Here is a 23,853-nt window from a genome sequence, read left to right on the forward strand (position 1 = left end):
ATCTCCCGGCGCGGCACCTGCTCCAGACCGTGCAGCATCACCTCCGTACGCGGCCGGTCGTGATGCTCCACGAACGCCACCACGCAGTCCGTGCCCCGCTCCACCCGCCGGTGCCCCTCGGAGAGCATCGCGTACGTCTTGCCGACACCCGGCGCCGCACCGAGGTAGATCCGAAGCTTGCCGCGTCCCATGGCTCGACCTTACGTCCAGCCAAACGGACATTCCGCACGAGTGTGGGAGGTCAGAGCCGTATTGACGTGATCCTGACGGCCCCACGACGGCCGGGACCGGCCCCTGTCAGGGCCGACAGCGATCCCGGACCGGCCCCCAGGCGCCGCCCGCTCAGTGCTCGATGATCTCGCCGTCGCGGAGCTCCAGCACCCGGTCGGCCAGCCCCAGCAGCTGGGAGTCGTGGGTGGCGACCAGGGCCGTGCAGCCCTCGCTGCGCACGACGGCGCGCAGCAGCTCCATGACCGCGAGCCCGGTCTCGGCGTCGAGCTGACCGGTCGGCTCGTCGGCTATGAGCAGGGCCGGCCGGTTCGCCAGGGCGCGGGCGATCGCGACGCGCTGCTGCTGGCCGCCGGAGAGCTCGCCCGGGCGCTGGGCCGCGTGGTCGCCGAGCCCCACGAGCGCCAGCAGCAGGGCGACCCGCTCCTCGCGCTCCTTCGGGTCCGCCTTGCGCAGCCGCATCGGCACGCCGACGTTCTCCGCGGCGGTCAGGATCGGGATGAGGCCGAAGGACTGGAAGATGAATCCGATCCGGTCCCGGCGCAGCTCCAGCAGCCCCTCCTCGCCGAGCCCGGCGAGGTCGGTGCCGTCGATGACGATGCGGCCGCCGTCGGCGGAGTCGAGCCCGCCGACCAGGTTGAGCAGGGTGGTCTTGCCGGAGCCGGAGCGGCCCTTGAGGGCGACCAGCTCGCCGCGCGGGATGTCGAAGGAGACTCCGCGCAGGGCGTGCACGGCCGCGGCACCCGTGCCGTACGACCGCTTCAGATTCTCGATCCGGACCATCGGCGTGCCGGCCGGGTCCTCGATCACGGCCGTACCGGTCCGTGCGTTGCTCTCACTCACCGTGGTGCCCCCCTCGATCGAACGTGTGCGCCGTCAGTATGGGCCGATCACGGGCGCGGAGGCCAGGTCTGTGGACAACCGCCTGTGGACAACCGTGCCGGGGGCACGGAAAAGCGAACGGGCCGTGCCGTCCCCGCCCGCTCCGGACGGAGGGGGATGGGAACGGCACGGCCCGAAAGCACACGTCATCGCGGGGGCCCACCCATGGAGGGCCCCTCGGCGATCAGCTCATCGGCGGTTCGGCCGACCAGCGGATCGGCTCGTCAGCGGATCTCGGAGATCTCCGGACCACGCTGCAGCTGGCCCATGCCGCCGGAGAACCGGGAACCGGCCTGGTCGTCCTGCTGCACGCCGTCCGGCACCATCTGCGCGTCGTTCGGCAGCTTGAGGACGATCGGGTCGCGCGGGGCCATCGGGCCCTCGCCGCGGACGACCACGGTGTCCCGGACGATCTGCTCCAGCAGACCGGCGGCCTCGGGCTGCACAGCGCCCTGGCCGGAGATCACGCCGCGCAGGAACCAGCGCGGTCCGTCGACACCCACGAAGCGCACGAGCTGCACGCCCCGGTTGCCGTCCGGGAGCTGCACGGGAACCTGGGCGCGGAGCTCCCAGCCCAGCGGGCCCTCGACCTCTTCGATGGCACCGCCCTGCTGGGTGATGCCGCCCGCGATCTCGTCGCGGACCTCGCCCCAGATGCCTTCCTTCTTGGGCGCGGCGAATGCCTGGAGCTGCACGGCGCTGTCGCGCAGCACCACGGTGGCCGCGACGATCGCGTCGCCCGCCACCTCCACCCGCAGCTCCATGCCCTCGACTCCGGGCACGAAGATGCCGCCCAGGTCGACCCGGCCCTCTTCGGGCGTGGGGACCTCGGAGATGTCCCAGGGACCGTCGGGCCGGGGCGCCGGCGGAAGGTTCACCCGGCGCGGCGCGGCCGCGTCGGCCGCGTCCTCGCCGTCCACCGCGTCGACGACCTGCTCGGCCTCGCCCGCTGCGTCCTCAGCGGCACCGCTCTTCTTGCGACGTCCGAACACGTCACTGTCCTTCCCGGTCGGATACGACCGAAGCGTATCGATTCCCACCCGTAGTGCCGTCCACGGCGGCGTGACCGCCGGTGGACCCGAAGCCCCCCTCGGCCCGCGCCGAGCCGGGAAGCTCCGCCACCTCGTGGAAGCGCACCTTCTCGACCTGCTGGACGACCAGTTGGGCAATCCGGTCGAATCGCTCGAACCGCACGCTCTCGCGCGGGTCCAGATTGACCACGATCACTTTGATCTCTCCACGGTACCCGGCATCGACCGTCCCCGGGGCATTCACGAGCGCGACGCCGCAGCGTGCGGCGAGGCCGGAGCGGGGGTGGACGAAGGCCGCGTAGCCGTCCGGCAGCGCGATGGAGACCCCGGTGGGCAGCACGGCCCGCTCGCCCGGGGCGAGCTCGGCCGCCTCGGTGGTCACCAGATCGGCTCCGGCGTCGCCGGGGTGCCCGTAGGCCGGGATCGGCACCTCGGGGTCCACACGGCGGATGAGTACGTCGACGGGATTGCGCATCAGGGGTTCACCTCGAAGGCGCGGGCGCGCCTGACCTGGTCGGGGTCGGACATGGCGGCCTGGATCTCCTCCGGGCGGCCGTTGTCGATGAAGTGGTCGACCTTCACCTCGATGAAGAGGGCGTCGGCGCGGACGGCGACGGGCCCCTCGGGCCCGCCGATCCGGCCGACGGCGGTCGAGTAGATCTTGCGGCCGCGCACCGCGGTGACCTCGGCCTCCAGGTGGAGCACGGTGCCGACCGGAACGGGGCGTACGAAGTCGGTCTCCAGGCGGCCGGTGACCGCGATGACCCGCAGCAGCCAGTTCAGGGAGCCGAGGGTCTCGTCGAGCGCGGTGGCGAGCACGCCGCCGTGCGCGAGACCGGGGGCGCCCTGGTGGTCGGGGGTCACGGTGAACTCGGCGGTGACGGTCACGCCCTCGCCCGCGCGGGCCTCCAGGTGCAGCCCGTGGGGCTGTCCGCCGCCGCAGCCGAAGCAGTGCGCGTAGTGCGCGCCGAGCAGCTCGCCGGGGGCGGGCGCGTCGGCGTGGCGTACCGGCGGTATGGCGTCGGCCGGCGGGGTGAGGGCGGCAGATGTTCCAGTCACAGGCGCAGACCTTACCCGCGCTGCCGGGCGCCGGTCTCGCCGTGCCAAGCTGGGGGACATGCAGCCTTCCGCACCTCCCCCCGCCCCGAGCTTCGACGAGCGCCTGACGGCGCCCCGTTCCTGGTGGGTCATCGTGGCCCTGCTGGGCGTCTCCGGCGGCCTGATCATGTTCCCGCTGGGTACGGTCCCGACGCTCGGCGGTCTGATCGGCGCCGCGGCGCTCGCGGCGGTCGCGGTGTCCTCGTACGGCTCGGCCCGGATCCGGGTGGTGGCCGGTTCGCTGGTCGCGGGGGACGCGCGGATCCCGGTGTCGGCCCTGGGGGCGGCCGAGGCGCTGGACGTGGAGGAGGCGCGCGCCTGGCGCACGCACAAGGCCGATACGCGCGCCTTCATGCTGATGCGCAGCTATGTGCCGACGGCGGTGCGGGTGGAGGTCGTGGACCCGGCCGACCCGACGCCGTACGTTTACCTGTCCAGCCGCGACCCCGAGGGCCTCGTGGCGGCCCTGGAGGCGTCCCGGGGCGGGGCCGGGGACGCCGTGGAGGCGCATGGGGCACAGGAGGCCCCGGGGGCCTGAGGGCCCGTCCGCCGGCCCAGGGGGGCGGCTCCCGGGTCCGGCCCGGGAGCGAGCCCTAGAAGTCGATCTCCTTGGGGCCGTCCGGCGGCTCCAGCGGGGGCAGGGCCGGGAGGGCGTCCCAGGGGATCTGGCGGTCGCGCAGGTCCTTGCGGATGTGCGCGGCGAGCTTTCTGGTGTCGCGCCGGTTCATCACCGCGCCGACGGCCGCGCCCACCATGAACGGGGTGAGGTTCGGCAGGTTGCGCACCAGGCGCTTGGTGATCTGCTGGCGCAGTTCGCGCTTGAGCTGGCCGCCGAGGGCCGCGTTGACCGTGGTGGGCTTGGTGGGGTCGATGCCCCGCTCCTCGGCCCAGGAGGTCAGGTACGCGGTCGAGCGCTGGGGGAGCGTGCCGGGCGGGCGGAGGCCGTAGACCTCGTGCAGCTCGGCGATGAGCTTGAGCTCGATGGCGGCCACGCCGGTGATCTCCGCGGCGAGCTCGGCGGGCATCGCGGGCGGTACGGGCAGCATCGCCGCGGCACCGATGCCGGCGCCGACGGTGGCGCTGGCGCTGGACGCGCCGGCGACGAGTTTGTCGGCGATCTCCTCGGGGCCGAGCCCCGGGAAATGCCTGCGGAGGGTCGCCAGGTCCCGCACGGGGACCCTGGGCGCGAGTTCGATGACCCGGTCGGCGAGATAGCCGATGCCGGCCTTGGCGCCCTGGCCGCCGCGCTGCACACCGCGGCGTACGGCCTCGATGCGGGCGCTGTCCGGTTTCAGACGCTCCAGGCGCAGGCGCGCCGGATCGGCGACGCGCCGCAGGGCGCCCCGCTTGGGCCCGTCGTCCCGCGCGTTCGGGACGGGCTGCCGGTCGCCCGGCTGTGGCGCTTGAGCTGCTTCGAGCGAGGCCGTGGGGCCTCGCCCGTCGTCAGGTGCGCCAGAAGTGGGCAGGGGGGCGGAGTGCGCGGTCGAGGGGCCCTGCTGGGCGTCCTCCACCGGGCCTGAGCCGCCCCGGTGCGCCCCCGGCATCCCAGGGAGCCGGAGCCGCCGCTTCCGAGACGGTGTATCGCCTGCCACGGCCGACCGATCTCAGTCGCAGTCGCGGCAGATCGGCTGGCCGTTCTTCTCCCGAGCCAGCTGGCTGCGGTGGTGCACCAGGAAGCAGCTCATGCAGGTGAACTCGTCGGCCTGCTTGGGCAGGACCCGGACGGCCAGCTCCTCGTTGGAGAGGTCCGCGCCGGGCAGCTCCAGGCCCTCTGCGGCCTCGAACTCGTCGACGTCGACGGTCGAGGTCGACTTGTCGTTCCGGCGGGCCTTCAGTTCTTCAAGGCTGTCCGAGTCGACGTCGTCGTCGGTCTTGCGTGGGGTGTCGTAATCCGTTGCCATGTCGCTCTCCCCCTCTGGGTGGTTTGCGGTGTCTCCAGCGCACGTAACGCGTGAGAGGCCGGACTTGTGCCCGACCCGAGGCGGAGATTTTGCCTCACATCAAGGTCTGTTACTCAATCGACACCCAATCCGCCCTCTCATGAGTGAGCGGCTTTGGGTGGCGAACCGGACCGTACACGGTCCGTCGGCCGTCCCTCTCGGGTGCCACCCCGTGTTCTTCCCGCCCGGCGGACCCCCGGAAACCCGGACTTTTCCGGGTTTTTTGCGGGATTCGCGATCACGGAGAGTGGAGGTGCGGACACCCGGTCCTGTGATCGATCACACAGGACCGTCTCAGGTTCGGGGACCGGAAATTCCGCGCAAAGCGAACAGATCCGGTCGGCTCGTGCAGTGTGTCAGATCGGGAGAGTGACACGCATCACGAGGCCACCGCCCTCGCGGGGCTCCGCGATGATACGGCCGCCGTGGGCACGCGCGACGGATCGCGCGATCGACAGGCCGAGCCCGACGCCCTTGTCGCTCCCGGTGCGCTCCTGTCTGAGGCGCCGGAATGGCTCGAAAAGGTTGTCGACCTCGTACGCCGGGACCATCGGACCGGTGTTGGTGACCGTCAGGATCGCCAGCCCGTGCTGGGTCTCGGTGGTCACCTCGGCCCAGCCGCCCTCCGGCACGTTGTACCGGATCGCGTTCTGCACCAGGTTCAGCGCGATCCGCTCCAGCAGGACGCCGTTGCCCTGGACGACCGCCAGGGCGCGCTCGCCCCGGATCTCGACGCCCTTGGCCTCGGCCTCCGCGTGGGCCTGGTTGATGGCGCGCGTGGCCACCTCCGCCAGGTCGACGGGCTTGCGCTCGATGATCTGGTTGTCGCTGCGGGCCAGCAGCAGCAGGCCCTCGACCAACTGCTCGCTGCGCTCGTTGGTGGCCAGCAGCGTCTTGCCGAGCTGCTGGAGCTCCACCGGGGCGGCGGGGTCCGCGAGCTGGACCTCCAGCAGGGTCCGGTTGATCGCGAGCGGGGTGCGCAGCTCGTGCGAGGCGTTCGCGACGAAGCGCTGCTGGGCGGTGAAGGCCCGCTCCAGGCGCTCCAGCATCTCGTCGAAGGTGTCCGCGAGCTCCTTCAGCTCGTCGTCCGGGCCGCCCAGCTCGATCCGGCGGGACAGATCGGATCCGGCCACCTTGCGGGCGGTCCGGGTGATCCGGCCCAGCGGGGAGAGCACCCGGCCCGCCATGGCGTAGCCGAAGGCGAAGGCGATGATGCTCAGCCCCAGCAGGGCGAAGAGCGAGCGGCGCAGCAGGTCGTCCAGAGCCAGGTCGCTCTGGTGGCGCAGGCACATCGTGGCGGCGCTGCTGAGCGTCTCGGTGTTGGCTTCCTTGGGGAACTGGCACCAGTCGCTGGTCGGCGTGATCGTGCCGCTGACGACCTTGAACGGCAGCTGGGAGGTGCTGTCCCGCAGGGCCTGCGCCGTGAAGAGGTAGATGATCGCGAGCAGCAGGATGCCGGCGATCAGGAACATCCCGCCGTAGAGCAGCGTGAGTCTTATCCGGATCGTCGGGCGCAGCAGCGGGCGCACCGGGTCCCGCGGGTCCCAGGTCGGCTTCGGAGGCGCCTGGAGCGGCGCCGGGGTCTGGGCCATCGGATCAGATCCGGTAGCCGGAGCCGGGGACGGTGACGATGACCGGGGGCTCGCCCAGCTTGCGGCGCAGGGTCATCACGGTGACCCGGACGACGTTGGTGAACGGGTCGGTGTTCTCGTCCCATGCCTTCTCCAGCAGCTGCTCGGCCGAGACGACGGCCCCCTCGCTGCGCATCAGGACCTCCAGGACGGCGAACTCCTTGGGCGCGAGCTGGACCTCCTTGCCGTCGCGGAAGATCTCGCGGCGGTTGGGGTCGAGCTTGATCCCGGCGCGCTCCAGGACGGGCGGGAGGGGCACGGTGGTGCGCCGGCCCAGGGCGCGCACGCGCGCGGTGAGCTCGGTGAAGGCGAAGGGCTTCGGAAGGTAGTCGTCGGCGCCCAGCTCCAGGCCCTCGACGCGGTCGCTGACGTCGCCGGAGGCGGTGAGCATCAGGACGCGGGTGGGCATGCCGAGCTCGACGATCTTCCGGCAGACATCGTCGCCGTGTACGAGCGGGAGGTCCCGGTCGAGCACGACGACGTCGTAGTCGTTCACCCCGACGCGCTCCAGGGCCGCGGCGCCGTCGTACACGACGTCGACGGCCATGGCCTCCCGGCGCAGTCCGGTGGCCACCGCATCGGCGAGCAGCTGCTCGTCCTCGACGACGAGTACGCGCACGTCTGTAAGTCCTCTCCTGGGGCCCTGGTCCGGACGCGGACGGGCCGGGTCTGCGCACTGACTGTGCGTGTCCATCCTGCCCCGAACGCGCGTAAACCGGCTGTAAGGCGGCGGTGCGGGCCCCGCGCGGTGCGGGCGGCTCGTACCGGCTAGGGAAGAATTCACCTGATTCCCGGGCCAGTTGAGGTTTCTGCGCGGAACGGGCTGGGGAGGACGACTGCACACCCCGAGATCACGCCCTGTAGGTGGCACGCCACCTACCGCTCTCTGTCCCCCAGAGGTAGCAGTGTGTGATCCGCCCAACCCCCGGCACTCCCCGTGCCACGACCCACGACGAGGGGGCGCACGATGGACGCTTTCACCGCGGGCCTGCTGCACCGCATCAAGGCCGCTCAGTCCGACCTCACGCGCGCTCGTGAGACGGGCGACGACTTCCTCGCGGACGTCGAGCAGGCCGAGCTGGACGACCTGCACCGCCTGGCCGCCGAACACGGTGTGGAGGTCGGCGCGACCCGCGCCTGACACCCCGGACAGCAAGGGCCCCCGGAGCCGATCGGCTCCGGGGGCCCTTCCGCGTCCGCGTGGGGCGGGTCAGTCGTGCCAGGCGCCGGCCTCGTCGAGGAACTCCTGGAGCGGCCCGAAGACTCCCTCGGAGGCGGCCAGCGCCAGCTCCCCGGACGCCCGCTCCCCCGGACGGCCGCCGGTCAGCGCGCCCGCCTCGCGGGCGATGAGGTCGCCTGCGGCCAGGTCCCAGGGGTTGAGCCCGCGCTCGTAGTACGCGTCCAGGCGTCCGGCGGCCACGTCGCAGAGGTCGATCGCCGCCGAGCCGCCGCGGCGGATGTCGCGCACGCGCGGGATGAGCCGCTGGGCGATGTCCGCCTGGTGGGCGCGGCGGGTCTGGACGTACGCGAAGCCGGTGCCGACGAGGGCCTGGTCGAGCTCCGGGGAGGGGCGCGCGGACAGCCGCCGGTCGCCGAGCCAGGCGCCGCCGCCGAGGACGGCGTGGAAGGTCTCGCCGCGCAGCGGCGCCTCGACGACGCCGACGACGCTCTCGCCGTCGCGCTCGGCGGCGATGGAGACCGCCCAGGTCGGCAGGCCGTAGAGGTAGTTCACGGTGCCGTCCAGCGGGTCGATCACCCAGCGGACGCCGCTGGTGCCGGGGCTGGCGGCGCCCTCCTCGCCGAGGAGGCCGTCGTGCGGGCGGCGCTCGGCGAGGAAGCCGGTGATCAGCTTCTCGGCGGCGATGTCCATCTCGGTGACGACGTCGATGGGGCTGGTCTTGGTCTTGGCCACGGCGAGGTCGTCGGGGCGGCCGTCGCGCAGCAGGGCGCCCGCGCGGCGGGCGGCCTCCAGGGCCACGTCGAGCAGCTCCCGCAGCAGCGGATCGGTCACGGGGGACGCGTGCGGTTCGGTCACGGCGGGGCTCCTCAGGCGTACGGGCTGTCGGCGCCGGCCGCGGCGGCGCGCTCCGCGCGCGCGGGGCAGCAGCCGATCGGGCAGAGGTCGTGCGAGGGGCCGAGGGCGCCCAGGGCGCAGCGCTCGGCGCGCTGCCCGCGCTCGGTCGCGGCGCGCTCCAGGACGAGCTCGCGGACGGCCGCCGCGAAGCGGGGGTCGGCTCCGACGGTCGCCGAGCGGCGGACCGGGAGGCCGAGCTCGGCGGCCTTGGCGGTGGCCTCGGTGTCGAGGTCGTAGAGGACCTCCATGTGGTCGGAGACGAAGCCGATGGGCACCATGACGACCGCGGGCGCCCCCGCGCCGTGCAGCTCCTCCAGGTGCTCGCAGATGTCCGGTTCCAGCCAGGGGATGTGCGGGGCGCCGCTGCGCGACTGGTACACGAGCTGCCAGGGGTGCTCGGTGCCGGTCTCCGCGCGGACGGCGTCGACGATCAGGCGTGCCACGTCGAGGTGCTGCTTCACGTAGGCGCCGCCCTCGCCGTGGTCGGCGACGGGGCCCGAGGTGTCGGCGGCGGAGTCCGGGATGGAGTGCGTGGTGAAGGCGAGGTGGGCGCCCGCGCGGACGGACGGGTCGAGCGCGTCGAGGGAGGCGAGCACGCCCTCGACCATGGGGCGGACGAAGCCGGGGTGGTTGAAGTAGTGCCGGAGCTTGTCGACCCGGGGCAGCCGCAGGCCCTCCGCTTCCAGCTCGGCGAGGGCGTCGGCCAGGTTCTCCCGATACTGCCGGCAGCCGGAGTACGAGGCGTACGCGCTGGTGGCGAGGACGGCGATGTGGCGGCGCCCGTCGGTGATCATCTCGCGCAGGGTGTCGGTCAGGTACGGCGCCCAGTTCCGGTTGCCCCAGTAGACGGGGAGGTCGAGGCCGGCCTCGCCGAAGTCCGCGCGCAGGGCGTCGAGCAGGGCGCGGTTCTGCTCGTTGATGGGGCTGACGCCACCGAAGAGGAAGTAGTGCTGCCCCACTTCCTTCAGCCGTTCCTTGGGGATGCCGCGGCCGCGGGTCACGTTCTCCAGGAACGGGACCACGTCGTCCGGGCCCTCGGGGCCACCGAAGGAGAGCAGCAGCAGGGCGTCGTACGGGGCGGGATCGAGCTCGTCGGACATGGCACCGATCCTCCCACCCGCCGCTGACAGCCGGTGGCTCGCCCCGACCGAAAAGGGGGGTGACCAGACCAGTTCAACACCGTAGGCTTTAGCTATTAATTACACGTGTTGAGCGACGCGTGTGGTCTCACCGCCCTGCACGGAAGCCCGGAGATCCCCTTGCCCAGTCCCTATCGCGCGATCTTCGCGGCCCCCGGCAGCACGATGTTCTCCATCGCCGGCTTCTTCGGACGGATGCCGCTGTCCATGATGGGCATCGGCATCGTGACCATGATCTCCCAGGTCACGGGCCGGTACGGGCTCGCCGGCGCGCTGTCCGCGACGCTCGCCTGCTCCGCCGCCGTGCTCGGCCCGCAGATCTCCCGGCTGGTCGACCGCTACGGCCAGCGCCGGGTGCTGCGCCCCGCCACCCTCATATCGCTGGTGGCCGCCGCCGGACTGCTGCTCTGCGTCCAGCAGAAGGCGCCGGACTGGACGCTGTTCCTGTTCACCGCCTTCATCGGCTGCGTGCCCAGCCTCGGCGCGATGACCCGCGCGCGATGGGCGAACATCTACCGCGGCGAGGCCCAGCGGCTGCACACGGCGTACTCCTGGGAGTCGATCGTCGACGAGGTGTGCTTCATCTTCGGCCCGATCATCTCCATCGGCCTGTCGACCATCTGGTTCCCCGAGGCCGGCCCGCTGCTCGCCGGCGTCTTCCTCGCCGTCGGCGTCTTCTGGCTGACCGCGCAGCGCGCCACCGAGCCCGCCCCGCACCCCCGCGGCGAGCAGAGCGGCGGCTCCGCCCTGCGCTCCCCCGGGCTCCAGGTCCTGACGCTCGCCTTCGTCGCCACCGGCGCGATCTTCGGCTCCGTCGACGTGGTCACGGTGGCCTTCGCCGACGAGCGCGGCCAGAAGGCCGCCGCGAGCCTGGTGCTCGCCGTCTACGCGCTGGGTTCCTGCCTCGCCGGCGCCGTCTTCGGCCTCCTCCACCTCAAGGGCGATCCGTCGGTGCGCTGGCTCGTGGGCGTGTGCGCGATGGCCGTGAGTATGATCCCCCTCCTACTGGCCGGGAACCTGCCGTTGCTGGCCGTGGCGCTCTTTGTCGCGGGCCTCTCCATCGCGCCGACGATGGTGACCACCATGGCCCTCGTCGAAGCGCACGTACCGCGCGCACAGCTGACCGAGGGCATGACCTGGACGGGAACCGGCCTCGCGATCGGCGTGGCGCTCGGCTCCTCGGCCGCCGGCTGGGTGGTCGACGCCTCGGGCGCGAAGGCGGGGTACGTGGTGCCCGTCGCCTCGGGTGCGCTCGCGGTCCTGGTGGCGCTCCTGGGCTACCGCCGGCTGCGCAAGCCGGTGCCGACGCGGGAGGGGCAGAGTGGGCGAGAGCAGCACGACACGGCGCTGGGGGAACAGCGGGACGACGAGCGGCACCTGGCGTAACTGGGCGGGGAACGTCACCTCCCGTCCCGTACGGGAGGTGAGCCCGGCCTCGGCCGAGGAGCTCGCCGACACGGTCCGCGCGGCGGCCGAGGACGGCCTGCGGGTGAAGACGGTCGGCACCGGCCACTCCTTCACCTCGATCGCGGCCACCGACGGGGTGCTGATCCGGCCCCATCTGCTCACCGGGATCCGCCGGATCGACCGCGAGGCGATGACCGTCACCGTGGAGTCGGGCACCCCGCTGAAGCGCCTCAACGTGGCGCTGGCCCGGGAGGGCCTGTCGCTCACGAACATGGGCGACATCATGGAGCAGACGGTCGCCGGGGCCACCTCGACGGGCACCCACGGCACCGGGCGCGACTCGGCCTCGATCGCCGCGCAGATCCGCGCGCTCGAACTGGTCACCGCCGGCGGGCGCCTGATGACCTGCTCCGCCACGGAGAACCCCGAGGTCTTCGCCGCCGCCCGGATCGGCCTCGGCGCGCTCGGGGTGATCACCGCCCTCACCTTCGCCGTGGAGCCGGTCTTCCTGCTCACCGCGCGGGAGGAGCCGATGTCCTTCGACCGGGTCACCGCGGAGTTCGACGCGCTCCACGCGGAGAACGAGCACTTCGAGTTCTACTGGTTCCCCCACACGGACAACTGCAACACCAAGCGCAACAACCGCGGTACGGGCCCCGTCGCGCCGCCCGGGAAGCTGAGCGGCTGGGTCGAGGACGAGCTGCTCTCCAACGGCGTCTTCCAGGTCGCCTGCGCCCTGGGCCGCACCGTGCCGCCGCTGATCCCGTCGATCGCCAAGGTCTCCAGCCGCGCGCTGTCGGCCCGTACGTACACCGACATCCCGTACAAGGTGTTCACCTCGCCGCGCCGGGTGCGCTTCCTGGAGATGGAATACGCGCTCCCGCGCGGGGCGGCGGTCTCGGCGCTGCGCGAGCTGAAGGCGATGGTGGAGCGCTCACCGCTGAAGGTGAGCTTCCCGGTGGAGGTGCGGACCGCGCCCGCCGATGACATCACGCTGTCGACCGCTTCGGACCGGGAGTCGGCGTACATCGCGGTGCACCTCTACAAGGGGACGCCCCACCGCGCGTACTTCACCGCGGTGGAGCGCATCATGACCGCGCACGGCGGCCGGCCGCACTGGGGCAAGGTCCACACCCGGGACGCCGCCTACTTCGAGAAGGTCTATCCGCGCTTCGCCGAGTTCACGGCGCTGCGCGACCGGCTCGACCCGGACCGGCGCTTCGGCAACGACTACCTGCGCCGGGTCCTGGGCGACTGACGCCGGCTCAGCCGGTGCCGCCGGCCGCCGGGTCCTGAGCGGTCGGCGGGACCGTGGGCGGGGTGGCCGGCGGTGTCGTCGGGGGCGGGGTGGTGGTGCCGCCGGTGGGCTCGGTCGACTGCGAGGGCGTCGGCGTGGGAGTGGGTGTGGTGTCCGGGGTGGCCGGGCTCGACGGGGTGGTGCCCGGGGTCGGGGTCCCGCCGCCCTTCTCCTCCTGGCGCCCGCCGCCGCTCGGCGTCGAGGACGGCGTGCCCGCCGGGTCCGAACGGTCCCCGCCCTTGCCGCCGCCGTCGTTGCGGACCACGGAGCCGAAGGTCGTGGTGCCCTTGGTGCCGCTGAGGTCCTGACCGGCGGTCAGCTCGTAGACGGTGATGCCGCCCATCGCCAGCAGGAAGACCGCGGCGGCGCCGACGGCGGAGCGCTTCCAGCCGCGGACCCGGGTGCCATGGGTGGTCGGCGCGCCGAACTCCTCGCTGTAAGCCTCCCGGCCGTACGCCTCGGGAAGCTGCTGCCCCTTGGGCTTCGTCGCGACGGTGGCCTCGCGCATCTGCTGGCCCGTGCGTTTGAAGACGTGCTGGAGGAGCGGGCCGCCGCAGGTGGCGATGACGCTGATCACACCGGCGCCGAGGATCGTCCCGTAGACGCCGAGCGTGGAGGCGAGCTTGGCGGCGACCACCGCCGCGACGGCACTCCCCGCGACCTGCGCCAGGCTCAGGTCGAATCGTTTCTTCTCCTCCGTGGCCGCTTCACCCGATTCCAGCCTCTCGCGCATGTCCAACCCCTGCTTGTTCATTCGTTCCACCATGCACCCAGAAGGGACAAATGCACGAAGGGATTAGTTCCGTTTCTGGCGCTTCTGTGAAGAGGGACACGCGTGCCCGGAGATCGCGGAGACTCAACTCCCGTACCGCCCGAGAAGTTGGGCGGCGCGCCGGTCCACCCCGGTGGCCCGAATGGAGTACTGTGGCGAGCCCTGGGTCCGGACTCCCCCATGGGTGTCCGGAATCGACGGAAGGGGGCCGCAGGTGGCACTCGAACCGGCGGCGCCACGGCACCGCACGGACGCCCGCGACGCAGCGTGACGACCTGTCACTCTGGGTGGCGAAAAGGCAACCGTGTCACAGCGGCGTTCCAGGGTCCAGGCCCGACACGCCGGGCAACTCGGCAGGGTTGTGGCAGGCTGCACCCGGGCAGGCCACACTCGACTAGCGGAAGCAGCGACGCACGTGACGTCGGCAGGCACCACCCGGGAGGTTCCCATGCCCGAACTGCGTGTCGTGGCCGTCTCGAACGACGGCACACGACTGGTGCTGAAGGCTGCTGACAGCACGGAGTACACGCTTCCGATCGACGAGCGGCTGCGTGCCGCCGTGCGCAACGACCGCGCGCGCCTCGGCCAGATCGAGATCGAGGTGGAGAGCCACCTCCGCCCCCGCGACATCCAGGCACGGATACGTGCGGGTGCGTCCGCGGAGGAGGTCGCACAGCTCGCCGGCATCCCCGTCGACCGGGTCCGGCGCTTCGAGGGCCCGGTGCTCGCCGAGCGCGCGTTCATGGCCGAGCGGGCCCGCAAGACCCCGGTCCGCCGTCCCGGCGAGAACACCGGACCCCAGCTCGGCGAGGCGGTGCAGGAGCGCCTGCTGCTGCGCGGCGCCGACAAGGACACCGTGCAGTGGGACTCCTGGCGCCGTGACGACGGCACCTGGGAGGTGCTGCTCGTGTACCGGGTCGCGGGCGAGGTGCACACGGCCAGCTGGACGTACGACCCGCCCCGGCGGCTCGTGCAGGCCGTGGACGACGAGGCGCGGGCGCTGATCGGCGAGACCGACGACACCCTCGCCGCGGTGCCGGAGCCGAGCTTCCCCTTCGTCCCGCGGATCGCCCGGCTGCCCCGGGACCGGCCGCTGGACCGCGCGCTCGACCGCCAGATGGAGCGGCCCGCTCCGGCGCCCGAGCCGGAGGAGGAGCGCGACTCCCTGACCAGTCTCCTGGAGGCGGTCCCGAGCTTCCGCGGCGACATGGTCGTGCCCGAGCCGGCCGACACGGAGCCGTCCGACGAGGTCGAGACCGAGGAGCCGCCGGCTCCCGCGGCCTCCGCGGGCGCGGGCTCGGCCTACGCCGACGTCCTGATGCCCCGCGCGGTGTCCGGTCACCGCGACCGGCTCACCGGCACCACCGACCGGCAGGCCGAGGCGGACGGCGTCCGGCCGGGCCGCCGCGCGGCGGTCCCGAGCTGGGACGAGATCGTCTTCGGCACCCGGCGCAAGAAGCAGGACTGACGCCTCGCGTACGGGAGAGGGGCCCGCGCCGTTCCGACGGCGCGGGCCCCTTTTCGCGTACCCGCGCGGGCGGCCGCTACCGGGGATCCGGACCCGTGGCCACCGGGCGGGCCGGGTCGGCCGACCACTCGGACCACGAGCCGGCGTAGAGCCCCGCGCGGAAGCCCGCGATCTCCAGGGCGAGCACCTCGTGGGCGCCGGAGACGCCCGAACCGCAGTACACCGCGACCTCGGGGGCCTCGGCCGCGCCCAGGGCCGTGAAGCGGGCCGTGAGGGCCGCCTCGGGCAGGAAGCGCCCGTCGGTGCCGACGTTCTCCGTGGTCGGGGCCGAGACCGCGCCCGGGATGTGCCCGCCGACCCGGTCGATGGGCTCCACGTCGCCCCGGTACCGCTCCCCCGCGCGGGCGTCCAGGAGCAGCCCGGAGCGGGCCAGGGAGGCGGCCGCGTCCGCGTCGAGCAGCCCGAGGGCACCCGGCGCGGGCGTGAAGTCGCCCTCCTCGGGCGCCGGGGTGTCCTTGGACAGCTCCCCCGTCCAGGCGGCCAGACCGCCGTCCAGGACCCGCACGTCCGGGTGGCCCGCCCAGCGCAGCAGCCACCACGCGCGGGCCGCGCCCCAGCCGAGACCGCCGTCGTAGGCGACGACCGGCCGGTCCGCCGAGACACCCGCGCGGCGCATCGCGGCGCCGAAGGCCGCGAGGTCCGGCAGCGGGTGCCGGCCGCCGCGCCCGGGCGGGCCGGCCAGCTCTGTGTCCAGGTCCACGTAGACGGCGCCGGGGAGGTGTCCTGCCTCGTACTCGGGGCGCCCGGGCGGGCCGCCGAGGGTCCAGCGGACGTCCAGGAGGACCGGGGGCACCGCCCCGGCCGACTCGCTCACGAGTTCGCTTGCGGAGATGATGGGCTTCATGGGGGCCATCCTCGCGCAGCCCGCCCCCTGAGAACGCCCCTCGCACCGATGCGCCGGGGCGCGCGGCCGGTCGCGTGGTGCAACCATCGGCACGGGACGCACGACCTGCCCGGGTGTACGACGGGCGGACGGCGGGCAGGACCCGCCGGGGAGCCGCTTCGCGGCCCGCCGGCCCCACCTCGTACGGCCACTGGCGAGGAGACGAAGACGATGACCGAGGCGACTCGGCGCACACCGGGTACACCCTGTTGGGTGAGCCTGATGGTGCATGGACTTGACGCGACGCGGGAATTCTACGGAGCGCTGTTCGACTGGGAGTTCGCACCCGGTCCGCAGCAGCTCGGCCCCTACGTGCGCGCGCTGCTCGACGGCCGGGAGGTGGCCGGCATCGGCCAGCTGCCCCCGGACCGGCATCTCCCGATCGCCTGGACCACCTATCTGGCCACCGACGACGCCGACGAGACCGCGGAGAGCATCCGCTGCTGCGGCGGCACCGTCGCGGTCGGCCCGCTGGACGCGGGCGAGGCGGGGCGCATGGTGATCTGCTCCGACCCGGCCGGCGCCGTCTTCGGCGTCTGGCAGGCCGGGGCCCATCCCGGCACCGCCACGACGGGCCCGCCCGGGACGCCCGTCTGGAACGAGCTCCTGACGTACGAGACGGGTTCGGTCGCGAAGTTCTACGGAACGATCTTCGGGTACGAGACGGAGCCCGCCGCCCCGGCCGACCTCGACCGCCTGACGCTCCGCCTCGACGGCCGCCCGGTCGCCTCCCTGCACGGCGTGGGCGCCGCCCTGCCCCGCGACCGGGGCGCGCACTGGATGACGTACTTCGAGGTCGCCGACGTGGACGCGTCGGCCCGGCTGGCCGCCGAGCTCGGCGGCCGGGTGGTGCGCCCGCCGCACGAGGGTGCGGCGGGGCGGTCGGCGGTGGTGGCCGACCCGGAGGGCGCGGTGTTCACGCTGGTGCGGTCGTCGGACGGAGGGCGGGGACCGGACGAGGCGCCTCCGGGATGACCAGGCCCTAGCGCGCCGCCGGGACGCGGAGGCCGAGCTCCGTCAGGCGGTCCGCCGGGAAGTGGTGCGCCTCGGCGTGCCGCTCCAGGTGGCGGACCGTCTCCTCGCGCAGCCCGGGGTGTGCGGTCGGGCGCATGCAGTAGCCGACCGCCCGGACCAGCGGGGCGAGGGTGGCGGGCGTGGTCCCGGGGACCCCGGGCGCGGCGCCGCTCTCCAGGTCGGGCACGAGGTGGTCGACGATGGTGAGCGGGATCCGGTTGCTGTTCTCGTACGGGGTCAGGCGCGCCAGGACGGTCTCCGTGCCCACCCGGGCGACGGGGACGCCGTAGTAGACGGCGGCGGTCAGCATCGCGGTCGAGAAACATCCCACGACGAGGTGTGGACGGCAGCGCTCGTAGAAGGTCTCGGCGAGAAGAGGACCGTCCAGGACGGTGAGGGCGACGCCCGCGCGGGCGGCCTCCTCGTGCAGCGCCCGGGAGTAGCGGGCCGGGGCGGTCGGGTGCGGTTTGAAGACGACGCCGCGGTGTCCGGCCGCCGCGGCGCCGCGCAGCATCCGCGCGTGCAGTTCCTCCTCCTCCTCGGCGGTGAGGATGCCGAGGACGGCGAGGTACTGGCCGAGCAGCAGGGCGGTCGGCGCGGCCTCGGACGCGGCCGCGAGCCGGGGGTCGTCGGCGGCGGCCTCGGCGATCTCGCGCAGCACCGCGCGGAAGGCGTCGTCGGGGACGAGCTCGGCCCCGACCCCGTACTCGGTGAGCAGCAGCGGGCGCAGTCCGGGCACCAGGTCGAGGTGGAGCACGCGGCGGACCCGGCAGGCGATGGACTGGGGCAGCTCGTCGCGGGTCGGGCCGTAGCTCATGAGCCCGTCGGCGTAGACCTGGACGGCGCTCTCGGCGAAGACGGCGGCGAGCGCCTTGGCCGGGTTGACCTGGATCGATTCGACGACGAGCTCGACGGTGGCGGTGCCCAGGCCCCAGGCGGTGCGGAAGACCCGCTGCCACAGCGGGGACTCCTCGGGGCGGGGTGCCCAGGAGCTGGGGTGGTGCGGGTGGATCGCCTCGTTCCAGTCGACGGTCCCGTCGAAGCGGGCGGCGATCCGGTCGTAGCCGGTCATCTCGTCGAGGCGCAGGGCGGTCTCGGGGATCTCCGCGTTGTTCGAGACGAGCAGCAGGCGGCGGGCGTCTCCGGGGGCGCCGAACCGCCCGGCGTCGATCGCGGCGGCGACGGTGGCGGCCCCGTACAGCGTGGACGCCTGGAAGATCTGGACGCGGTCGGTGGGCGACATGCTCAGGCGGCCTTTCCGGTGTCGCGCAGGCTCCTGAGGAGGGTGGCGCGGGGGGTGTCCATGGTCGCGAGAGTCCCGTCGAGGACCTGTCGGGGCATCCGGCGCAGGGCGTCGGTGACGTCGCGCCGGAGCCGCTTGGCCACGGCCGGCTCGTACTGGTCGGATTTGGCCATGTGGAAGGCGATCATCGCGCAATAGGTGCGGACGGCCTTCGGGAGAAAGCGTTCGGCGTCGCGGTCCTGGGAGACCTCTTCGAGGAGGAGGTCGTACGAGGGAATGAAGTCCAGCTGCCGGTTGTCGGTGATCTGGGTGAGCGACGTGGTGACTCCGCGCCGGTAGAAGACGCCGCGCAGGGAAAGTGCCGCATAGGTGCGGGCGGTGAGGTGCAGACGCCAGATCCAGAGGCGGTCCTCGGCGGTCCGCAGTTTCGTCTCGAAACGCGAGGCGCCGTTTTCGAACAGACGGGCGCTGTAAATGCCGAACGGGACGAACGGATAGTCGACCATCGTCACCATGCTGGCCGGTGCGATGCCGTCCCTGGGGTCCATGACGGTGTCGCGCGCCTTCGCCGGGGCGTAGCGGATCTGCCGGGTACGGTCGGTGGACAGGACGTGGTCGGTGCGGGCGAAGTCGCAGCCCAGCCAGTGGATCCCGGCCCGCATGGCGGCCAGGTGGCCGGGGGCGTACCAGTCGTCGCCGTCGAGGAAGGTGAGGTAGTCGCCGGTGGCCGCGTCGATTCCGGTGTTGCGTGCCTGCGCGACGCCGAGATTCGTCTCATGGCGAATGACCCTGGCCTGCGGAATTCTGCCCTTCCAGCGGTCGAGGAGATCGGGGGTCTCGTCCGTGGAATGGTCGTCGACCAGCAGAAATTCCGTGTCCGCGTCCGCGTTGTCCGCGAGACTGCGCAGGGTGTCGGGCGCATAGGGCCCGACATTGTGGAAGGGCACGACGACGGACAGCTTCGGCACTCGGGAATTCCCAACTCGCGTACTGGCGGGCAGAGCAGACAGGTTAGACAGCGCTTTTCTCGGCCGGACGAGCCTCGTGTGCACGGGCGGTGAACTCTTGCGGTCCTGCGGGTTCGCGGGTGCGGCGCCGACGCCGGTGGAGCCACGCCGTGGCCAGCAACGCGGCGAGGGCGGTCACGCCGACCGCCCCGCCGAGCTTGACGCCCGGCGGCCGGAAGGAGCAGGTCACGGAGGTGGCCCGGCCGTCGAGCGGGACGGCGACGAGGCCGAGGCGGCTGCGGGCGGGGGCGAGGGGCGCGTCGCCCGCGGCGCAGCGCCAGCCGGAGATCCTGGGCACGGCGAGGACGGCGGTGCCGGTGCTGCCGGGCGGCAGGTCTGCGGTGAGGGTGTGGCCGGTGGTGCGGACCGCGGTGGCACCGGTGGCGGTGAGCTGCCGCACGGCGGCGGCGAGGCGCTCGGGCACGAGACAGCCGACGGCCCGCGCGGGCAGCGTGGGCCGGGACCCCGCCTCGGGCTTCAGGGTCACCCGGACTTCGCCCGAGCCGGGGACCGCGCCGAGCGCCCGCATCGGGGCGAGGACCGAGGGCAGTTTCCCGGCGAAGGAGACGAAGGGGTGTCCGTCGAGAGCGGCGGTGCCCTGGTACTCGGGGGCCCAGAGCCAGACCTGGGAGCCGACGGGGCAGCGCGCGGTGAGGGTGAGGGGGGCGCCGGGGCCCTTACCGGCGCCCGTGCCCGTGCCCGTACTCGTGCCTGCGCCTGTGCCCGTGGCCGTACTCGTGCCCGTACTGATGCGGCGGACGTCCGGGACCTCGTACACGGTGTGGCCGAGGAGTCGTTCCTGGCGGGCGAAGGCGGAGTCGGCGTCCCCCTGGGACGGCGTCTCCGGGTCGGCGGGGTGGACCGTGACGAGCGGCGGTACGGGGCTGTCGGCGGCGGTCACGTCGGCCCGGGGCAGCCGGTCGACGGCGAGGGGGCCCTCGGGGACCGAGCGGACGCGGCTGCCGACGGAGAAGACCGCGTCGGTGACCGGGTTGTCGAGGCCGACCGGGTGCCGGCCCTTGGCGTAGTAGCCGAAGCCGAGCCCGGCGAGGGTGCGGGAGTACGTGTCGGAGGTGAGGCTGCTGTAGTAGTCGGCGCCCTCGCCACCGACGAGCAGGGCGTCGTTGCCGCCCGGGACCTCGCCGGGCTCGGTGCGGTGGCGCGGCCAGGCGTCCTTCTCGGCGACGGCGCGGGCCGTGTCGGTGTGCCAGGGGCCGAGCCTCGGCGCCCAGGAGACCTTGGCGAGCTGCTGCTCCTCGATGCGCTTGCCGGTCACGAGGGTCTCGCCCGCTTGGGCGGCGAGCAGGAGGAGCACCGCGAGGGTGGGCAGCAGTCGCCCGCCCCGGCGGGCGCCGAGCAGGGCCGCCGCCGCCGCGAGCACGGCGAGGGCACCGGCGGCTGCGACGGCGGGGTACGTCCAGCGGTCGATGTCCGCGCTGCCCCGGGCCGCCCACGCGGCGCCCGCGAGCAGGGCGCCGCCGCAGAGGAGCGCGGCGGGCCGGGGCAGGCCCTGGGCGGTCGACAGCCAGGCGGCGATGAGCAGCAGCCCGCACAGGACGAAGGTCTGGCGGTACGGGATGCCGTTGGGCGAGGCCCCGGCGTGCCAGAGCAGATGGGTGGGCTTCCACTGGAGGGAGAGCGCGACCAGGACGATCGCGCCCGTCCACCCGGCGCGGACGCGGGTCGCGACCGCGCGGTTGAACGGCAGGGTGAGCGCGAGCGCGAGGGCGGGTGTGCCGATGAACAGCGCCGGGGTCGCCACGCTCGCCGTGGCCGGCAGCAGGCGGGCCAGGACGTCGGTCCAGTCGGCGGGGACGAAGGCGGTGGGCGGGGTCGGGTCGGCGACCCGGGTGGCGAAGAAGATGACGACGACGAGCGGGGCGGCGAGCCCGATCCCGATGAGCACGCTGCGGGCGGCGCGGAGGAGGGCGGTGAGGCGGGGGTGGCGGGGGACGAACCCGGTGCCGTACGCCGGATCGGCCGACTCCGGATTCGTCGTCAGAAGCCGTACGGTCAGGACGACCGCCGCGCCGATCGTCGCCATGTACGCGGTGTAGAAGTTGGCGAACCAGGCCAGGGCCACCACCAGCGGCCCGAGCACCGGGCGGCGTCCGCGCCGGGCCCACTCCCCCACCAGGCACAGCAGCGGGAAGGCCGCGAGCCCGTCCAGCCACATGGGCACGGTGGCGCCGTAGTTGAAGGTCCAGCCGGAGAGCGCGTACGCGGTGCCGAGCACGGCCGCCACCGGCCAGGGGCCGCGGCGCAGGGTGAGCAGCAGGGCCGCCATGCCCGCGGCCGCGGCGGCGATCTTGGCGGCGGTGATCACGTACAGGGCGAGTTCGGGCCGGTCGGCAGGGAAGAGCAGGACGAGCAGGTCGAAGGGGCTGCTCAGGTACGTACCGAAGTCGCCGAGGAAGTTGGCGCCGAAGCCCGAGGACCAGTTGAGGAAGAGGTCGCCGTGGGTGTCGCCGAGGAGCAGCTTGCGCCAGTACACGTGGAAGGGCAGGTACTGCTGCCCGAGATCGACGATGTTGCGCGTCCGGGGGCCGAAGGGGTGGCTGCCCGCGAGCGCCCCGGCGAGGCAGAACAGCGCTCCGGTGAGGAGGGCCGCGCCGGTCGCCGCCCGGAGCCTCGGCCGGGACCGGGACGGGGCGGGCGCGGTCTCGGCGGCGGGTGGCACACTTCCTCCAGGGCGGGTTCGGCCGGGCGGGCTGATCGGCATGGAGCCGGCCGGGCTCATCGGCGTAGAGACGCATTACCGCCGAGGCGTACGACCCGCGCCCGAGCGGGAGGGGGTCCCCGGGCGCACCTCAGGTGAACAGCCGGTGCGCGTGCCGTCCCCGGCGGCGGGCCCGCTCGATGTCGGTGACGTCGCCTAACATGCGGATCCGGACATCGGGCTCGCCCGCACCCCTCGGACGGAGACACCATGAGCAGCGCCGGACGACTCGTCGTCATCGTCCTCTTCGAGGGCGTCGACCTGCTCGATGTCACCGGGCCGCCGGAGGTCTTCGCCCTGCTGCGGCGCGAGACCGACGAGTCGACGGGCTATCAGGTGCTGCTGGCCGCCGAGACGACGGGCCCGGTCACCACCTCCGCCGGGGTGCGGGTCCTCCCCGACATCACCTTCGAGGAGCTGGCCGGGCGCGCCATCGACACGCTGCTGGTGCCCGGTTCGGTCGAGACGGACGAGCGGCGGCGGGTCCGCGCCCTGGTCGATCCGGCCGTCGTGGCGTGGGTGCGGAGGCTCGCGGAGCGGACCCGGCGGGTGACGTCGGTGTGCGTCGGGGCGCACCTCCTCGCCGCCGCCGGGCTGCTGGACGGCAAGCGGGCCACCACCCACTGGTCGACGGCGGGGCAGCTCGCCGCCGAGCACCCGGAGGTCGAGGTCGACGCGGACCCGATCTTCATCCGGGACGGCGACGTGTGGACGGGCGCGGGGATCAGCTCCTGCCTCGACCTGTCGCTGGCGCTGGTGGCCGACGACTTCGGGGAGGCGGTGGCGCTGCGGGTGGCCCGGCAGCTCGTGATGTACCTGAAGCGGCCCAGCGGGCAGAGCCAGTTCAGCGTGCCGCTCGAACCGGTCTCCACGACGCGGCGGATCGAGGACCTGCGCCACCACATCACGCGCCACCTCGGCGAGCCGCTGACCCTGGCGGACCTGGCGGCGACCGCCCATGTCAGCGAGCGTCAGCTCACCCGTATCTTCAAGGCGGAGCTGGGCATGACGCCGAGCGCGTACGTGGAGTCGGCGCGGGTCGAGCGGGCGCGCCACCAACTGGAATCCACCGACGCCACGCTCGAACGGATCACGACGCTGTGCGGGTTCGGCACGACGGACACGCTGATCCGGGCGTTCCGCCGCCGTCTTGACACGACGCCGATGGAGTACCGGCGCCGGTTCCGCGCCGTGCCCGGCGGAGGCGCCGTCACCGGTGCCGGGCCCGCGCCTGTCCCCGCACCCGCCTCCGCCCCGGCCGGGGAATGAGCGGCGGGCGCGGTCAGCCCTGCGGGACCGGCAGGACGTCCGGGGAGAGCGCGGCGGCGCGGGCGGACGCGGCCGTCATCCGGCGGCGGTGGTGGCGGCGGCACAGTACCTCGTAGCCGACCTGGTCCCCCGCGTTGACGTCGCCGACCACGACCTGCGCGCCCTCGACGACCATCTCGCCGCCGACGGTGCGCGCGTTGTGGGTGGCGCGGGCGCCGCACCAGCAGAGGGCCTCGACCTGGAGGACCTCGACCCGGTCGGCGAGCTCGACGAGCCGCTGGGAGCCGGGGAAGAGCTTGGAGCGGAAGTCGGTGGTGATGCCGAAGGCGAAGACGTCGAGTTCGAGGTCGTCGACGACCCGGGCGAGCTGGTCGATCTGCTCGGGCGCGAGGAACTGCGCCTCGTCGGCGATGACGTAGTCGCAGCGCCCGCCCTTGGACAGGTGGGCGACGAGGTACGCGTAGAAGTCGAAGCCCTCGGCCGCCTCGACGGCGTCGGTGACCAGGCCGAGCCGCGAGGACAGCTTGCCCTCGCCGGCCCGGTCGTCCCGGGTGAAGATCATGCCCTGGAGCCCGCGCGCGGACCGGTTGTGTTCGATCTGAAGAGCGAGGGTGCTCTTTCCGCAGTCCATCGTTCCGGAGAAGAACACCAGCTCGGGCATGGGAGGTCGGGGACCTTTCGGGTCAGGGGC

General features: G+C 73.3%; 23 protein-coding genes and 1 pseudogene. 7 read left to right on the forward strand and 17 right to left on the reverse strand.

What is annotated here, in order from left to right:
* From AB0C99_RS25005 to AB0C99_RS25025, 5 genes and pseudogenes are all read right to left on the reverse strand, one after another.
* Positions 1 to 191, reverse strand: a pseudogene (locus tag AB0C99_RS25005) (sensor histidine kinase KdpD); the annotation flags it as partial.
* A 151-nt stretch (positions 192 to 342) separates the two neighbouring features.
* Positions 343 to 1,011 (reverse strand): ABC transporter ATP-binding protein, encoded by a 669-nt coding sequence (locus AB0C99_RS25010; protein ID WP_362479198.1) that lies wholly within the window; start codon positions 1,009 to 1,011, stop codon positions 343 to 345.
* Between the two features lie 323 nt (positions 1,012 to 1,334).
* The gene (locus AB0C99_RS25015; RefSeq protein WP_362479029.1) at positions 1,335 to 2,102 is read right to left on the reverse strand and encodes a DUF3710 domain-containing protein; all 768 of its coding nucleotides are present in this window, start codon (positions 2,100 to 2,102) and stop codon (positions 1,335 to 1,337) included.
* Between the two features lies 1 nt (position 2,103).
* Positions 2,104 to 2,616, reverse strand: a complete 513-nt coding sequence (dut, locus tag AB0C99_RS25020) for a dUTP diphosphatase (protein WP_128977708.1) — start codon at positions 2,614 to 2,616, stop codon at positions 2,104 to 2,106.
* On the reverse strand, positions 2,616 to 3,200 hold the full coding sequence (locus AB0C99_RS25025) for a PaaI family thioesterase (RefSeq protein WP_362479032.1): 585 nt from the start codon (positions 3,198 to 3,200) through the stop codon (positions 2,616 to 2,618). The genes dut and AB0C99_RS25025 overlap by 1 nt, the downstream gene beginning before the upstream one ends.
* A gap of 58 nt (positions 3,201 to 3,258) precedes the next feature.
* Here AB0C99_RS25025 and AB0C99_RS25030 point away from each other — a divergent pair, with 58 nt between their 5' ends.
* Entirely contained in the window at positions 3,259 to 3,777 is a 519-nt protein-coding gene (locus AB0C99_RS25030; protein ID WP_362479035.1) for a DUF3093 domain-containing protein, read from the forward strand.
* A 55-nt stretch (positions 3,778 to 3,832) separates the two neighbouring features.
* Here AB0C99_RS25030 and AB0C99_RS25035 read toward each other — a convergent pair whose 3' ends face one another.
* The 4 genes from AB0C99_RS25035 to AB0C99_RS25050 form a co-directional block, all read right to left on the reverse strand.
* Complete coding sequence (locus AB0C99_RS25035) at positions 3,833 to 4,831, reverse strand: hypothetical protein (RefSeq protein ID WP_362479038.1); 999 nt, start codon at positions 4,829 to 4,831, stop codon at positions 3,833 to 3,835.
* Between the two features lie 12 nt (positions 4,832 to 4,843).
* Positions 4,844 to 5,140, reverse strand: coding sequence for a DUF4193 domain-containing protein (locus AB0C99_RS25040; RefSeq protein ID WP_003955561.1), 297 nt, complete (start codon positions 5,138 to 5,140; stop codon positions 4,844 to 4,846).
* 395 nt (positions 5,141 to 5,535) lie between these two features.
* Complete coding sequence (locus AB0C99_RS25045) at positions 5,536 to 6,771, reverse strand: ATP-binding protein (protein WP_362479041.1); 1,236 nt, start codon at positions 6,769 to 6,771, stop codon at positions 5,536 to 5,538.
* Between the two features lie 4 nt (positions 6,772 to 6,775).
* Positions 6,776 to 7,429: a response regulator transcription factor gene (locus AB0C99_RS25050; protein ID WP_362479044.1), complete on the reverse strand. Its 654-nt coding sequence runs from the start codon at positions 7,427 to 7,429 to the stop codon at positions 6,776 to 6,778.
* Positions 7,430 to 7,777: 348 nt separating this feature from the next.
* On the opposite strand from AB0C99_RS25050, the gene AB0C99_RS25055 reads away from it, so the two are divergent.
* Positions 7,778 to 7,951 (forward strand): hypothetical protein, encoded by a 174-nt coding sequence (locus AB0C99_RS25055; RefSeq protein ID WP_362479047.1) that lies wholly within the window; start codon positions 7,778 to 7,780, stop codon positions 7,949 to 7,951.
* 69 nt (positions 7,952 to 8,020) lie between these two features.
* Here AB0C99_RS25055 and AB0C99_RS25060 read toward each other — a convergent pair whose 3' ends face one another.
* Both AB0C99_RS25060 and AB0C99_RS25065 read right to left on the reverse strand, forming a co-directional pair.
* Entirely contained in the window at positions 8,021 to 8,821 is an 801-nt protein-coding gene (locus tag AB0C99_RS25060) for an inositol monophosphatase family protein (RefSeq protein ID WP_362479200.1), read from the reverse strand.
* Positions 8,822 to 8,856: 35 nt separating this feature from the next.
* A complete protein-coding gene (locus AB0C99_RS25065; protein WP_362479049.1) occupies positions 8,857 to 9,984 on the reverse strand; it encodes a ferrochelatase in 1,128 nt (375 codons plus the stop codon).
* A 159-nt stretch (positions 9,985 to 10,143) separates the two neighbouring features.
* Here AB0C99_RS25065 and AB0C99_RS25070 point away from each other — a divergent pair, with 159 nt between their 5' ends.
* Both AB0C99_RS25070 and AB0C99_RS25075 read left to right on the forward strand, forming a co-directional pair.
* Complete coding sequence (locus AB0C99_RS25070) at positions 10,144 to 11,409, forward strand: MFS transporter (protein WP_362479052.1); 1,266 nt, start codon at positions 10,144 to 10,146, stop codon at positions 11,407 to 11,409.
* Entirely contained in the window at positions 11,345 to 12,688 is a 1,344-nt protein-coding gene (locus tag AB0C99_RS25075) for a D-arabinono-1,4-lactone oxidase (protein ID WP_362479054.1), read from the forward strand. Before AB0C99_RS25070 ends, AB0C99_RS25075 begins: the two co-directional genes overlap by 65 nt.
* A gap of 7 nt (positions 12,689 to 12,695) precedes the next feature.
* Here AB0C99_RS25075 and AB0C99_RS25080 read toward each other — a convergent pair whose 3' ends face one another.
* Positions 12,696 to 13,460 carry a hypothetical protein gene (locus tag AB0C99_RS25080; RefSeq protein WP_362479057.1) on the reverse strand — a complete coding sequence of 255 codons (765 nt, stop codon included), beginning with the start codon at positions 13,458 to 13,460 and terminating at the stop codon, positions 12,696 to 12,698.
* A gap of 454 nt (positions 13,461 to 13,914) precedes the next feature.
* On the opposite strand from AB0C99_RS25080, the gene sepH reads away from it, so the two are divergent.
* Positions 13,915 to 14,967: a septation protein SepH gene (gene sepH / locus AB0C99_RS25085; RefSeq protein WP_362479059.1), complete on the forward strand. Its 1,053-nt coding sequence runs from the start codon at positions 13,915 to 13,917 to the stop codon at positions 14,965 to 14,967.
* Between the two features lie 76 nt (positions 14,968 to 15,043).
* Here the strand turns inward: sepH and AB0C99_RS25090 are convergent, their stop codons facing one another.
* Positions 15,044 to 15,871 (reverse strand): sulfurtransferase, encoded by an 828-nt coding sequence (locus tag AB0C99_RS25090; protein WP_362479062.1) that lies wholly within the window; start codon positions 15,869 to 15,871, stop codon positions 15,044 to 15,046.
* Between the two features lie 210 nt (positions 15,872 to 16,081).
* Between AB0C99_RS25090 and AB0C99_RS25095 the strand changes: the two genes are divergently transcribed.
* Complete coding sequence (locus tag AB0C99_RS25095) at positions 16,082 to 16,885, forward strand: VOC family protein (RefSeq protein ID WP_362479065.1); 804 nt, start codon at positions 16,082 to 16,084, stop codon at positions 16,883 to 16,885.
* Positions 16,886 to 16,892: 7 nt separating this feature from the next.
* Here the strand turns inward: AB0C99_RS25095 and AB0C99_RS25100 are convergent, their stop codons facing one another.
* The 3 genes from AB0C99_RS25100 to AB0C99_RS25110 are packed head-to-tail and all read right to left on the reverse strand — an operon-like array spanning position 16,893 to position 21,854.
* A complete protein-coding gene (locus tag AB0C99_RS25100) occupies positions 16,893 to 18,167 on the reverse strand; it encodes a polysialyltransferase family glycosyltransferase (protein ID WP_362479068.1) in 1,275 nt (424 codons plus the stop codon).
* A 2-nt stretch (positions 18,168 to 18,169) separates the two neighbouring features.
* Positions 18,170 to 19,135, reverse strand: coding sequence for a glycosyltransferase family 2 protein (locus tag AB0C99_RS25105; RefSeq protein ID WP_362479071.1), 966 nt, complete (start codon positions 19,133 to 19,135; stop codon positions 18,170 to 18,172).
* 43 nt (positions 19,136 to 19,178) lie between these two features.
* A complete protein-coding gene (locus AB0C99_RS25110; protein ID WP_362479072.1) occupies positions 19,179 to 21,854 on the reverse strand; it encodes a YfhO family protein in 2,676 nt (891 codons plus the stop codon).
* 249 nt (positions 21,855 to 22,103) lie between these two features.
* Between AB0C99_RS25110 and AB0C99_RS25115 the strand changes: the two genes are divergently transcribed.
* Entirely contained in the window at positions 22,104 to 23,162 is a 1,059-nt protein-coding gene (locus AB0C99_RS25115; RefSeq protein WP_362479075.1) for a DJ-1/PfpI family protein, read from the forward strand.
* Positions 23,163 to 23,175: 13 nt separating this feature from the next.
* Here the strand turns inward: AB0C99_RS25115 and AB0C99_RS25120 are convergent, their stop codons facing one another.
* Positions 23,176 to 23,823: a thymidine kinase gene (locus AB0C99_RS25120; RefSeq protein WP_362479078.1), complete on the reverse strand. Its 648-nt coding sequence runs from the start codon at positions 23,821 to 23,823 to the stop codon at positions 23,176 to 23,178.
* Positions 23,824 to 23,853 lie beyond the last annotated feature (30 nt).

It is taken from the genome of Streptomyces sp. NPDC048659, assembly GCF_040650575.1.
In the GTDB taxonomy this organism is placed as follows: domain Bacteria; phylum Actinomycetota; class Actinomycetes; order Streptomycetales; family Streptomycetaceae; genus Streptomyces.